A 12013-nucleotide genomic window follows, 5' to 3' on the forward strand; every position below is an offset into this window, starting at 1 on the left:
ATCAGCCGTTCACTCTGAACACCTGACCGGTCTGGATGCCCAACACCGACTTTTTGTAAGCCTGCGCTACCTTGGCGGCGGGCACCGGCACGAACCCCGGGAAGAAGTCGGCGTATTTGTCCATCGACTCCTCCAGCACGGTAGGGCTCACCACGTTGATGCGAAGGCCCCTTGGCAGCTCGCAGGCGGCCGCTTTCACAAAGTGATCGATGGCGCCATTGACGGTGCTGGCGCTCACGCCCCAGTTGATCGGCTCTTCACTCAGGATGCCGCTGATCAGGGTGATGGAACCTTTGTCGCTCAGGTGGGGGATAGCGGCACGGGTCAGGTTGATCTGGCCCATCAGCTTGCTCTGAAGCCCCACCTGCCACTGCTCGTCGGTCATCTCGGTCAGGCCGTTGAAGGCCACGCTACCGCTGGCGACGACCAGCGCATCGAACTGCCCCAGCTTGGCAAACAGCGCCTTGATGGAGGCGGGATCGCGCATGTCGACCGTGGCATCGCCACGGCTGTGGCCGACCCGGATCACCTGATGATCTTTGGCAAGCAGTTCACTGACCGCGGAGCCGACGGTGCCGGAGGCACCCACAATCACAATTTTCATCTGCATCACTCCTGGTTGGGATGTATCGATTCTAGCGCAACAGAAAATGCGAAAAAGCGCGTAAAATAAACCCATTGTTTCCATATTGGAGCTAATGATGGATATCGCCCATCTGGCCAGCTTTTATGAGGTGGTGCTGCGCGGCAGTTTCTCGGCCGCTGCCGATACGCTGGGAGTAAGCAAGGGGATGCTGAGCCGCCATGTCAGCGCACTGGAGACCTCCCTCAATGCGCAACTGTTGCAGCGCACCACCCGCCGCCTCAGTCTGACCGAGGCGGGCAAGACTCTCTATCAGCAGGCGGGGGAGATCTTCGCGCTTGCTCGGCAGGCGGAGCAGGATATTCAGGCGCTGACCGAAGAGGATGGTGGCCGCCTGCGTTTTACCTGCCCGGTCAGCACCGGCGATCGCATGGTGAGCGAGCTGCTGGCCAGCTTTGCCGTGCTCTGTCCGGGAGTGGAGGTGGAGCTCAACTTCACCAACCAGATGGTCGACATGAGTCAGGGAGAGAACGACATCGCCCTGCGTGCCATGAACGAGGTGCCGGACAATCTGGTCGCACTTCCTCTTGGCCGACTCAAGGATGTGGTGGTGGCCAGCCCCGCACTTGTAGCGAGAGAGGGGTGTCCAGCCACCCCCTATGAGCTGAGCGGGCGCAGCTGCCTGTTGCAGGGGCACAATCCGGCCTGGGAGCAGTGGCACTTTATCTGTGAGGGGGAAGAGGCCCACATTCTGGTACAAGGCAAGGTGCGAGCCAACCACTACAGTACCGTATTGCAACTGGCGCGCGCCGGTATGGGCTATGCCAAGTGCCCGCTGATGCTGGTGGAATCGCTGCTGACGGCAGGGGAGCTGGTGACCGTGCTCGACGACTGGCAGAGCGGCCTGCATCAGCTTCATGTGTTGCATGCCCAGCAGCGACGGGTGCCGCGCAAGATCCGGCTGTTCAAGCAGGTGTTGGCCCAGTGGTTTGCCGAGCGACCCCACTACCTGCTCTGAGCGGCGTTATTTTTCTGTCATCTTCGGCTGCTACCCTGCGCCCACCGCGCCGGTTGAGTGAGGCATGTTAGAACCTTGATGAAGGGTGATGAAAGTTCAGGTTACGGAATGGGAGAGACGTTCAAAAAAATCCCCAAGCGATTCTTGGGGATGTCGGTATAAGAGGCGAGCCCGATGGGTGCCCTTAACGAGATGACATGGCTCAGTGACGCAGCCCGGTGCCGCGGGAGATGAGCCACCAGGCCAGACCGTAGAGGGCCACAATAAAGCCGATGATGATGAGGTAGGCGGTACCGAGCGGCACGTCGGAGATGCCGAGGAAGCCGTAACGGAACGCGTTCACCATGTAGATGATCGGGTTCACCTGGGAGATGCCCTGCCAGAAGGGCGGCAACAGGCTGATGGAGTAGAACACCCCGCCCAGGTAGGTGAGTGGCGTCAGCACGAAGGTGGGGATGATGCTGATGTCATCGAAGGTCTTGGCAAACACCGCGTTGATGAGGCCACCCAGCGAAAAGAGGATCGAGGTGAGCAGCACGGTGAAGCAGACGCTGAACAGGTGGTGGATCTGCAGCGGTACGAAGAACAGCGACACCAGGGTGACGATAAGGCCAACGCAGAGACCACGCGCCACGCCGCCACCGACGTAGCCGGCGATGATGACGTAGTTGGGCACCGGCGCCACCAGCAGCTCCTCCACGTTGCGCTGGAACTTGGCGCTGAAGAAGGAGGAGGCGACGTTGGAGTAGGAGTTGGTGATCACCGACATCATGATGAGGCCGGGCACGATGAACTCCATGTAGGTGAAGCCCCCCATGTCGCCAATGCGGCCGCCGATCAGGTTACCGAAGATGACGAAGTAGAGGCTCATGGTGATGGCCGGTGGCACCAGGGTCTGGATCCAGATCCGGGTAAAGCGACTCACCTCTTTGGCCAGAATGCTCTTGAAGGCGATGTAATAGATGGCCAGATTCATGCTTTTCTCCCCTCTTCGACCAGATTGACGAACAGCTCTTCCAGCCGGTTGGCCTTGTTGCGCATGCTCACGACCTGCACCTGCTGGTTCGACAGCTGCTCGAACAGGCTGTTGAGTGACTGGCTCTTGTCGAGATCCACCTCGAGGGTGCGCTCATCCGGCATGCGGCCGTTGAACTCTGGCACCTCAGGTACGGCAGAACCTGGCGCAAGGTCGAGCAGGAAGGTCTCGCGACCCAGCTTGCCCAGCAGATTCTTCATGCTGGTGTTCTCGATCAGACGACCCTTGTCGATGATGCCGATGTTGCGGCAGAGCATCTCGGCCTCTTCCAGATAGTGGGTAGTGAGGATGATGGTGACGCCCTGCTCGTTGAGATCCTTGAGGAAGGTCCACATGGAGCGGCGGATCTCGATATCGACCCCGGCGGTCGGTTCGTCGAGGATCAGCAGCTTGGGCTCGTGCATCAGGGCGCGGGCGATCATCAGGCGACGCTTCATGCCGCCGGAGAGGGTGCGGGCAGGCATGTCGCGCTTCTCCCACAGATCGAGCTGGCGCAGGTACTTCTCGGCGCGGATCTTGGCTTCCGCCTTGGGCACGCCGTAGAAACCGGCCTGATGGGTGACAATCTGGATCACCTTCTCGAACTGGCTGAAGTTGAACTCCTGCGGCACCAGTCCGAGCTGGGCCTTGGCCTGTTCCAGATCGCTGTCGATGTCGTAGCCAAATACCTTCACCTTGCCGGCACTCTTGTTCACCAGTGAGCTGATGACGCCGATGGTGGTGGATTTACCCGCACCGTTCGGACCGAGCAGGGCAAAGAAATCCCCCTGCTTGACGGTAAGATCGATGCCTTTAAGGGCTTCAACGCCCCCCTGATAGGTCTTTTTCAGGCCGCTGATTTGCAGTGCGTTCATTGCAACCTCTGTGATGGTTGAATCCGGCTCGATACAGAAAAGGCGGCCAAGGCCGCCTGCACAGAGCAAATGGCGCAAGGCCACTTCACCCGTGAGATCCCTGAACCTGGCTTACTCCTGGGGTACCACTTTGCCGATAAACGGCAGGTTGCGGTACTTCTGCGCGTAGTCGATGCCACAGCCGACCACGAATTCGTCCGGGATGGCAAAGCCAATCCAGTCGACCGGCACCTGCACTTCGCGGCGAGAGGGTTTGTCCAGCAAGGTGCAGATGGCCAGAGATTTCGGCTCGCGCAGAGAGAGGATCTCGCGCACCTTGTTGAGGGTGTAACCGGTGTCGATGATGTCTTCCACGATCACCACATCCTTACCCTTGATGTCATCGTCAAGGTCTTTCAGGATGCGCACGTCACGGGTGCTGTGCATGCCGGAGCCATAGCTGGAGGCGGTCATGAAGTCCAGGGTGATGGGCAGCTGGCACTGGCGGCAGAGGTCGGCCAGGAAGATGCAGGAACCGCGCAGCAGCGCAATCATCACGACTTCGTCAGAACCCTGATAGCGGGCGGTGATCTCTTCACCCAATTTGGCGATCCGGGCGGCAACGTCAGCCTCGGAGATCATCACCTCAACGGTGTGTTTCATCACATACTCCCATAAGGCCAAAGGGGATTTGGCCGTTCATGAATATCAAAACCGATGATTCTACCACTCATGTCGAAGGGTGCTAGAGATACGTGGTGCTTTTATCAGCTTATTTTAATTGATAGAGTTAGCAGGCACTCAGATATGATTAGTTAAAATACTATAAACACCATAATCAATAACTATTAGATGATAAAAACTATGGAACCACGCGCAGAAATAAGACGTCGTACCCGGCTGTCGCCGGAAGCTCGTCGCTCCCAATTGATGGAATGTGCCATCGAGGTATTCTCCCGTCGCGGTATCGGCCGTGCCGGTCACGCCGAGATAGCCGAACAGGCCAAGGTCTCCGTGGCTACCGTCTTCAACTATTTCAATACCCGTGAGGAGTTGGTCGATGAGGTGCTGGCCGAGATCGAACGCTTTGTGAACCAGATACTGTCACAGGCATACGGTGACCAAGGCTCCATTTTCGATAAAATCCAGCGCCATGTACGCCTCTCTGTCGATGCTGCCTACGATCAACCGGATTATGCCGGTATCTGGCTGGAGTGGAGCTCATCAGTTCGGGAAGAGGTATGGCCCCGCTATAGCCGACTGCTTGATCACTGTCTTGAGCAGATCGCCAGCGAGCTGCAAACTGCCCTGGATGCAGGAGAGATATCCAGCGTGCTGTCAGCACAGGATCTGGCCCGCTCTTTGACCGGTTTTGGTTATGTGATGATGCAGATGAGCAATCAACCTCAGCGCCCAACGCGCGAAGAGGTGACAGATTTCCTGTTCAAGTACGTGACGGCACCGATCCAGGCTCGCTAACACGGCTTTACGAAAATACGGCGCCACTCATTGAGTGGCGCCGTTTTTTATGGCCGGATCTGGCAGTCACCTCACTGGTGGCCATAGCCCCAGCGACGGGTCAGCGCATGCTCGATACCGAGATGATCGAGGAGGCGGGCGACCATAAAGTCCACCAGATCCGCGATACTTTTCGGCTCATGATAGAAACCGGGGGCGGCAGGCATGATGGTTACCCCGAGCCGAGCCAGTTTCAGCATGTTCTCCAGATGGATCGCCGAGAAGGGGGTTTCGCGGGGCACCAGGATCAGCTGGCCGCGCTCCTTGATCACCACATCCGCCGCCCGTTCCAGCAGGTTGTCGGAAGCACCGTTGGCAATGGCCGAGACCGTCCCCATGGAGCAGGGACAGACCACCATCTGCCTGGGCGCCGCCGAGCCGGAAGCCACTGGCGAGAACCACTCCTCCTTGCCACAGGCCACGATCTGCCCCTCCTTGGCGTCATATTGGCGACAGAGATAGGCAGAGAGCTCTTTTGGCGAGCCGGGCCACTCCTGCTGCTGCTCGGTCTTGAGCACCACTCTGGCCGCCGATGAGGCGAGCAGGTAGACCCGATAATCCGCCTGCACCAGACACTGAAGCAGGCGCAGGGCGTAGGGGGCGCCAGAGGCGCCGGTCAGCGCCAGGGTGATCGCTTTGTTCATAGTTCGCCGTGGTAATCCTTGAGGCGGGCAAGCAGCTTGTCATGAATACCGCCGAAGCCGCCGTTGCTCATGATCAGAATATGGTCGCCATCGCGGCTCTCGGCCACCAGCCGGTTGATCAGGGTCTCCAGATCGTTGAACACTTTGGCGGGGCGCGCCATATGGGCAGTGACTTCGCCGAGATCCCAGCCAATGTTGGGGGGCTGGAAGAAGAACACCTCGTCGGCGCCATCGAAGCAGCCGGCCAGCTCCTCCTTGTGTACTCCCAACTTCATGGTGTTGGAGCGTGGCTCCAGCACCGCCAGGATGCGTGACCCGCCCACCTTGGCACGCAGGCCGCCGAGGGTGGTCTCGATGGCGGTGGGGTGGTGGGCAAAGTCGTCATAGACGCTGATGCCCGCCACCTCGCCCTTGAGCTCCATCCGCCGCTTGGGGGATTTGAACTGGCAAAGGGCCGCAATACCGTGCTCGACCATCACGCCGGCATGGCGGGCGGCCGCGATGGCCATCAGGCCGTTGTTGACGTTGTGCTCGCCGATGCACTCCCAGTGCACCTCACCCTGTTTTTCGCCATCCAGCCACACCTCGAAGGCGGAGCCGTCATCGGCCAGCTTGACCGCCTTCCACTTGGCGTCGTCCTGACCTACCAGCTCCACTTCGCTCCAGCAACCCATCTTGCGCACGGCGGTAAGGTTGTCATCGGCCTGCGGGAACAGCACCCGGCCGTTGCTCGGCACGGTGCGCATCAGGTGATGGAATTGACGCTGGATGGCGGCGAGATCCGGGAAGATGTCCGCGTGATCGAACTCCAGGTTGTTCATCACCAGAGTACGCGGATGGTAGTGAAGGAACTTGGAGCGCTTGTCGAAGAAGGCGCAGTCATACTCGTCTGCTTCGATCACGAAGAAGGGAGCCGCGCCGAGACGGGCCGAGACCGGGAAGTTGCCGGGCACGCCGCCGATGAGGAAACCGGGCTCCAGCTTGGCGTACTCCAGCACCCAGGCCAGCATGCTGGCGGTGGTGGTCTTGCCGTGGGTGCCTGCCACGGCCAGTACCCAGCGATCCTGCAGCACATGCTCCAGCAGCCACTGCGGGCCGGAGATATAGGGCAGATTGCGGTCCAGCACATATTCAACACAGGGGTTGCCGCGGCTCATGGCGTTGCCAATCACCACCAGATCCGGCACCGGATCGAGTTGGGAGGGGTCATAGCCTTCGGTCAGTTCGATGCCCTGTTGCTCGAGCTGGGTACTCATGGGGGGATAGACGTTGGCATCCGAACCGGTCACCCGGTAACCAAGCTGTTTTGCCAACACCGCCAGACCACCCATAAAGGTGCCGCAGATCCCGAGAATGTGAATATGCATACCGCTTCCTTTCGCAGTAAAGGGAAGTGCGCATTCTAGGGGGTGTTGCGGTGGTGGCACAAGCCGCACTCATGGTGAGAGGCCCACAGATGCTGCACCGGAGGCAGAAATCTTGTCGCTGTTGGGGTGTGCGAGATTGGAATGGGTTGCGGGGCTTTATTTGAGGCTTGATATTGTGTCGCACTTTCTTACAATTCTCCGGTTTTGTGACGCACACTACAGTTTTACCATATCGCCCTTTTCCAACGGAGAGTCCCCATGGGCAAGTTCCTGCTTTGCTATCTGATCGGTGGTCTGGTGGCCATCAGTTGGGCTGCGCTGCCCGCTCATGGTCCCTGGGATCAGTGGGACCTCGCGATGTTTCATACCGTTAACGGCTGGATCGGGCAATCGCCGTTGTGGGCCGATCTGGTGGCCATCACCAATAACCGGCTGTTCGATCTGGCGGTACTGGCTTGCATGGGGCTGATCCTGGCCCGCTGTTTCTTCGCCCGGGATCTGGCGGGTCGTCGCCAGCTAGTGGCGATGGGCATAGTGATGTTGCTGAGCGCACTGGTGATCAACCAGCTTGGTCACAGATTGCCGGTGGAGCGACCCAGCCCGACCCTGATGGTGGCTGATGCGCTGCGGGTGACCCAGATCAGCGGTATTCCGACCAAGGACTCTTCCGGCGATAGCTTCCCCGGGGATCACGCCCTGTTCCTGATGATCTTCGCCGGCTACGCCTTGCGCTATCTGCCGCGCTGGGCGGGTGTCACCGCATTGCTGATGGTGCCGATCTTTTCCGCGCCGCGCATTCTGGCGGGCGCTCACTGGTTTACCGATGTCTATGTCGGCGCGCTGGGGCTGGCGACCCTCTGCCTGCCCTGGCTGCTGCTGACCCCGCTGGCGGATCGGCTGATCACGCGAATCGTTCCCTATCTCTCGCCATTGCCATTGCTGCGCAGCCAGACCCACTGATTGAACAACGCTAAAATAAAACGCCCCGACATCTTCATGTCGGGGCGTTTTGTTATCAACCCGCTAGAGCATCAGCCTTGATAGCCGTTCGGGTTGTTGCTTTGCCAGCGCCAGGTATCGACCATCATCTGCTCCAGACCACGCTCTGCCTGCCAGCCCAGCTCGGCACGGGCCAGCGTCGGCTCTGCCCAGCACTCGGCGATGTCGCCCGGGCGACGGGGTTTGATCTGGTAGGGAATGGGGCGGCCGCTGGCCGCTTCAAACGCCTTGACCATCTCCAGTACCGAGTAGCCCTGACCTGTGCCCAGATTATAGGTAAAGACGCCGGTGTCACTTTTGATGCGCGCCAGTGCTTTCAGGTGGCCGATGGCGAGATCCACCACATGGATGTAGTCGCGCACGCCTGTGCCATCCGGGGTCGGGTAGTCGTTGCCAAATACCCCCAGCTCCTTGAGCTTGCCGACACCCACCTGGCTGATATAGGGCAGCAGGTTGTTGGGGATGCCGTTGGGATCTTCACCAATCAGGCCGCTCTCGTGGGCGCCGACCGGGTTGAAGTAGCGCAGCAGCACGATGGCCCAGCGGGGATCGGATTTGGATAGATCGCGCAGGATCTCTTCGACCATCAGCTTGGAGCGGCCGTAGGGGTTGGTGGCACTGGTGGGGAAATCTTCCCGCAGCGGTACCGAGGCGGGATCGCCATAGACGGTGGCTGACGAGCTGAATACCAGCCGGAAAACCCCGGCCTTGGCCATCTCCTCGCACAGCACCAGAGTGCCGCTGATGTTGTTCTGGTAGTAGGTGAGCGGGATCTGGCTCGACTCCCCGACCGCCTTGAGACCGGCGAAGTGGATCACCGATTCGATCTGGTGGTTGGCAAACAGCTGCTGCAGACAGGTTCTGTCCAGTACATCCCCTTCAACGAAGGTGATCGGCAGGCCGGTGATCTGCTCGACCCGCTTGAGTGACTCCGGTGAGGAGTTGGAGAGGTTGTCGAGTACCACGACCTGCTGCCCCGCGCCGAGCAGCTCAACCAGGGTGTGGGAGCCGATATAGCCGGCGCCGCCTGTGACCAGTATTGTCATTTTTTATCCCGTGTTCTGGTGAAACTGGGGCTGAGTCTAGCTCCCCTGCCCACTTGGGAAAAGGTTGGAATACCGATGACGCCTTCACCACACCTCAAAAAAGCCTTCACCACGTCTCAATAATCGAGACTGATATCCCCTTGCGCGGTGCAGGAGCAGGCCAGTGCCACGCCTCTCTCCAGATCCTGCGCGCTCAAGGTCATCACGCTCTGGCGCTCGATATCCCCCTCTGTGGTGCAGCGACAGCTGCCACAGACACCGGCTCGGCATGCGGCCATCATGGTTTCGCCCGCCGTTTCCAGCGCCGCCAGCAGGGTCTGACCCGGCAGGATTTTCACCTTTTTGCCGCTCTTTTTCAGGGTCAGCCAGAAGTGGTCGCTGGTGGTCTTGGTGGGCTCTGCGGGAGGAAGACCAAAGGACTCCTGATGCAGCTGCGCCGGTGGCAATCCGAGCTCCGCCAGGATGCTACTGACCGCTGCCATATAGGGTGCCGGGCCGCAGAGATAGACATGGCGCTCGTGCAGGTCAGGGGCCAGTTCGGCCAGCATGGCGGGGGTGAGTCGGCCACTCCAGGGGTGATCTGCAGGGGCCTGTTCCAGAATCAGGGCATGTCGTACACCAGGATGGGCTTCAGCCAGTACAGCCAAGTCATCTGCGAAGATCACATCTGCTGGCGAGCGGGCGCTGTGAATAAAGCGGATATCGGCGTCCGGCCGTTTGGCGAGCTCGTCCCGCAGCATGGCCCACATGGGGGTGATGCCGGAGCCGGCACTGAGCAGCAGCGGCCGCTCGCAGGGCAGCGCGGTCAGGTTGAACTCGCCGAACGGGCCATCGGCCCGGATCTTGTCTCCCACCTGCAAGGTCTGGTGCAAATGGTGGGAGACCAGCCCGACATCCTTGATGGTGACCTGCCAGCAGGCATCTTGTGGGCTGGAGGAGAGGGTATAGGCGCGGCACACAGGCTTGCCGTCAATCTCGGTATGCAAGGTCACGCACTGGCCTGCCAGTACGGGAGGGAGGCAGCCAGAAAGCGGCGCCAGCTGCCAGCTCACGACGTCGTGGGTGTTCTGTTGGCGGCCAATGCAGGTGAGCGTGAGAGAGGTCATCACAAGGCTCCTTATGTTTGAAACGGTTTGAAAAACGTCTGATGAAAAAGCCGGATCCAGAAAAAAGGCGAGCCGGGCGGCTCGCCAAACGCTTACAACATGAGGTGCCGATTAAGCCGCCAGGATCTCGGCCAAGTCAGCTTCGACCGTGGTGGTCCCTTTCAGGCCAAACTGCTCCTCCAGCACCTTGAGCAGGGCCGGGGTGAGGAACGCAGGGGCGGTCGGGCCGGTACGAATGTCCTTCACCCCGAGCGCCAGCAGGGTGAGCAGGATGACGATGGCTTTTTGCTCGAACCAGGAGAGCACCAGGGTCAGCGGCAGATCGTTGACGCCGCACTCGAACGCTTCTGAGAGCGCTAACGCCAGCTGGATGGCGGAGTAAGCATCGTTGCACTGACCCACGTCCAGCAGGCGCGGAATGCCGCCGATGTCGCCAAAGTCGAGCTTGTTGAACTTATACTTGCCGCAGCCCAGGGTCAGCAGCAGGCTGTCTTGCGGGGCGGCTTTGGCAAATTCGGTGAAGTAGGCGCGCTCGGCCTTATCGCCGTCACAGCCACCCACCAGGAAGAAGTGGCTGATCTCACCCGCTTTCACCTTCTCAATCACCGCAGGGGCGGCTTGCATCAGGGCGTTGCGGGCAAAGCCGATGGTGATGAAGTGCTCGAGCTCGGTGTGTTTGAAGCCTTCCAGTGCTTGCGCCTTGGCAATCACGGCGGAGAAATCATCCCCCTCCAGATGAGTGACGCCCGGCCAGCCGACGATGGAGCGGGTGAAGATGCGATCCGAGTAGTTGCCCACATTCGGGTCGATGATGCAGTTGGAGGTCATCACCACGGCGCCCGGGAAGTTGGCAAACTCCTTCTGCTGGTTCTGCCAGGCGGAGCCGTAGTTGCCCACCAGATGGGGGTACTGCTTGAAGAAGGGGTAGGCCAGCGCGGGCAGCATCTCGCCGTGGGTGTAGACATGGATGCCGGTCCCCTTGGTCTGCTCCAGAATGAGCTTGAGATCCATCATGTCGTGGCCGGAGACCAAAATGCACTTGCCGGGGATCGGGGTGACGCGTACCTGGGTCGGTTCCGGATGGCCGAAGGCGCTGGTTTCACCCAGATCCAGCATCTCCATGACTTTGAAGTTGAGCAGGCCGATCTCCATGGCGCAGTTGAACAGCGGCTCCAGCTCGCTCGGGTCTGTGCTGAGCCAGCTCATGATGCGGTGGAATTCGGCGGCCACCTCGTCACTCTGCTGATCCAGCACCCGGGCGTGCTCCATATAAGCGGCGGCACCCTTGAGGCCGTAGAGGCAGAGCAGGCGCAGCCCCATGATGTCTTCGTTCACCTCGCTCTTGCCCCGATTGGGGGCAGCTGGCGCGGCATGGGCAAGTTGTTCCAGCAGCTCTGTACCGGGCTCGAAGTGAGCGGACTGTGGCAAGTCGTTTACCTGCACCGCCAGCGGCGCCAGCTTGGCGGCCAGTTGCTGGCGATAAGCCAGGGCCTGATTGACGTAAGCCACGATGCGATTCGAGTCGAAGTTGACGTTGGTCAGGGTGGCGAAGAAGGCCTTGGGCACGAAGGTATCGATCTCGCGGTCGATGATGCCCTGCTCGCGGGCAGCCAGCGCCCAGGCGCTGAGCCCCTGCAGGGTATAGATCAGGACATCTTGCAGATCCGAGGTTTCCGCCGTCTTGCCGCACATACCTTGTGCATAAGCACAGCCGTTGCCTGCCGGGGTACGAATTGTCTGTTCACATTGCACACAAAACATCATGCCTCTCCTAATTGGACATTTCAGTTGTTTGTTTTGTGGCGATTCTATTCCCCTCGCGAAAAACTTAATAGACATTCAATTTGCCAATTAAGATTCCCT

12 protein-coding genes are annotated in these 12013 nt (G+C 59.8%); 3 read left to right on the top strand and 9 right to left on the bottom strand.

Annotated elements, in window-relative coordinates:
• Position 1: 1 nt before the first annotated feature.
• Entirely contained in the window at positions 2-604 is a 603-nt protein-coding gene (locus tag NMD14_16850) for a short chain dehydrogenase (protein XEI32381.1), read from the bottom strand.
• 97 nt (positions 605-701) lie between these two features.
• Here NMD14_16850 and NMD14_16855 point away from each other — a divergent pair, with 97 nt between their 5' ends.
• On the top strand, positions 702-1601 hold the full coding sequence (locus NMD14_16855) for a LysR family transcriptional regulator (GenBank protein XEI32382.1): 900 nt from the start codon (positions 702-704) through the stop codon (positions 1599-1601).
• A gap of 202 nt (positions 1602-1803) precedes the next feature.
• Here NMD14_16855 and NMD14_16860 read toward each other — a convergent pair whose 3' ends face one another.
• The 3 genes from NMD14_16860 to hpt form a co-directional block, all read right to left on the bottom strand.
• Entirely contained in the window at positions 1804-2577 is a 774-nt protein-coding gene (locus NMD14_16860; protein XEI32383.1) for an ABC transporter permease, read from the bottom strand.
• Positions 2574-3491, bottom strand: coding sequence for an ABC transporter ATP-binding protein (locus NMD14_16865; protein ID XEI32384.1), 918 nt, complete (start codon positions 3489-3491; stop codon positions 2574-2576). The genes NMD14_16860 and NMD14_16865 overlap by 4 nt, the downstream gene beginning before the upstream one ends.
• A 111-nt stretch (positions 3492-3602) precedes the next feature.
• Entirely contained in the window at positions 3603-4133 is a 531-nt protein-coding gene (gene hpt / locus NMD14_16870) for a hypoxanthine phosphoribosyltransferase (GenBank protein XEI32385.1), read from the bottom strand.
• 201 nt (positions 4134-4334) lie between these two features.
• On the opposite strand from hpt, the gene NMD14_16875 reads away from it, so the two are divergent.
• The gene (locus tag NMD14_16875) at positions 4335-4949 is read left to right on the top strand and encodes a TetR/AcrR family transcriptional regulator (protein XEI32386.1); all 615 of its coding nucleotides are present in this window, start codon (positions 4335-4337) and stop codon (positions 4947-4949) included.
• Positions 4950-5020: 71 nt separating this feature from the next.
• On the opposite strand, the gene NMD14_16880 is transcribed toward NMD14_16875, so the two are convergent.
• Both NMD14_16880 and mpl read right to left on the bottom strand, forming a co-directional pair.
• Complete coding sequence (locus tag NMD14_16880) at positions 5021-5632, bottom strand: UbiX family flavin prenyltransferase (protein ID XEI32387.1); 612 nt, start codon at positions 5630-5632, stop codon at positions 5021-5023.
• Positions 5629-6999 (bottom strand): UDP-N-acetylmuramate:L-alanyl-gamma-D-glutamyl-meso-diaminopimelate ligase, encoded by a 1371-nt coding sequence (mpl, locus tag NMD14_16885; GenBank protein ID XEI32388.1) that lies wholly within the window; start codon positions 6997-6999, stop codon positions 5629-5631. Before mpl ends, NMD14_16880 begins: the two co-directional genes overlap by 4 nt.
• A 258-nt stretch (positions 7000-7257) precedes the next feature.
• On the opposite strand from mpl, the gene NMD14_16890 reads away from it, so the two are divergent.
• Complete coding sequence (locus tag NMD14_16890) at positions 7258-7959, top strand: phosphatase PAP2 family protein (GenBank protein XEI32389.1); 702 nt, start codon at positions 7258-7260, stop codon at positions 7957-7959.
• A gap of 71 nt (positions 7960-8030) precedes the next feature.
• On the opposite strand, the gene galE is transcribed toward NMD14_16890, so the two are convergent.
• From galE to hcp, 3 genes are all read right to left on the bottom strand, one after another.
• Positions 8031-9044, bottom strand: a complete 1014-nt coding sequence (galE, locus tag NMD14_16895) for a UDP-glucose 4-epimerase GalE (GenBank protein ID XEI32390.1) — start codon at positions 9042-9044, stop codon at positions 8031-8033.
• Positions 9045-9160: 116 nt separating this feature from the next.
• Positions 9161-10150, bottom strand: a complete 990-nt coding sequence (locus NMD14_16900; protein XEI32391.1) for a hybrid-cluster NAD(P)-dependent oxidoreductase — start codon at positions 10148-10150, stop codon at positions 9161-9163.
• 111 nt (positions 10151-10261) lie between these two features.
• Complete coding sequence (gene hcp / locus NMD14_16905; protein XEI32392.1) at positions 10262-11911, bottom strand: hydroxylamine reductase; 1650 nt, start codon at positions 11909-11911, stop codon at positions 10262-10264.
• Positions 11912-12013: the final 102 nt, after the last annotated feature.

Source organism: Aeromonas veronii (genome assembly GCA_041319085.1).
Classification (GTDB): Bacteria; Pseudomonadota; Gammaproteobacteria; order Enterobacterales; family Aeromonadaceae; genus Aeromonas; species Aeromonas veronii_F.

Bases quoted from the DNA above. Each gene is read 5' to 3' on its own strand.
- NMD14_16860 (XEI32383.1), bottom strand. From the start codon at position 2,577: ATGAATCTGGCCATCTATTACATCGCCTTCAAGAGCATTCTGGCCAAA.
- hcp (XEI32392.1), bottom strand. From the start codon at position 11,911: ATGTTTTGTGTGCAATGTGAACAGACAATTCGTACCCCGGCAGGCAAC.
- NMD14_16850 (XEI32381.1), bottom strand. From the start codon at position 604: ATGAAAATTGTGATTGTGGGTGCCTCCGGCACCGTCGGCTCCGCGGTC.
- NMD14_16875 (XEI32386.1), top strand. From the start codon at position 4,335: ATGGAACCACGCGCAGAAATAAGACGTCGTACCCGGCTGTCGCCGGAA.
- galE (XEI32390.1), bottom strand. From the start codon at position 9,044: ATGACAATACTGGTCACAGGCGGCGCCGGCTATATCGGCTCCCACACC.
- hpt (XEI32385.1), bottom strand. From the start codon at position 4,133: ATGAAACACACCGTTGAGGTGATGATCTCCGAGGCTGACGTTGCCGCC.
- NMD14_16880 (XEI32387.1), bottom strand. From the start codon at position 5,632: ATGAACAAAGCGATCACCCTGGCGCTGACCGGCGCCTCTGGCGCCCCC.
- NMD14_16855 (XEI32382.1), top strand. From the start codon at position 702: ATGGATATCGCCCATCTGGCCAGCTTTTATGAGGTGGTGCTGCGCGGC.
- NMD14_16900 (XEI32391.1), bottom strand. From the start codon at position 10,150: ATGACCTCTCTCACGCTCACCTGCATTGGCCGCCAACAGAACACCCAC.
- NMD14_16865 (XEI32384.1), bottom strand. From the start codon at position 3,491: ATGAACGCACTGCAAATCAGCGGCCTGAAAAAGACCTATCAGGGGGGC.
- mpl (XEI32388.1), bottom strand. From the start codon at position 6,999: ATGCATATTCACATTCTCGGGATCTGCGGCACCTTTATGGGTGGTCTG.
- NMD14_16890 (XEI32389.1), top strand. From the start codon at position 7,258: ATGGGCAAGTTCCTGCTTTGCTATCTGATCGGTGGTCTGGTGGCCATC.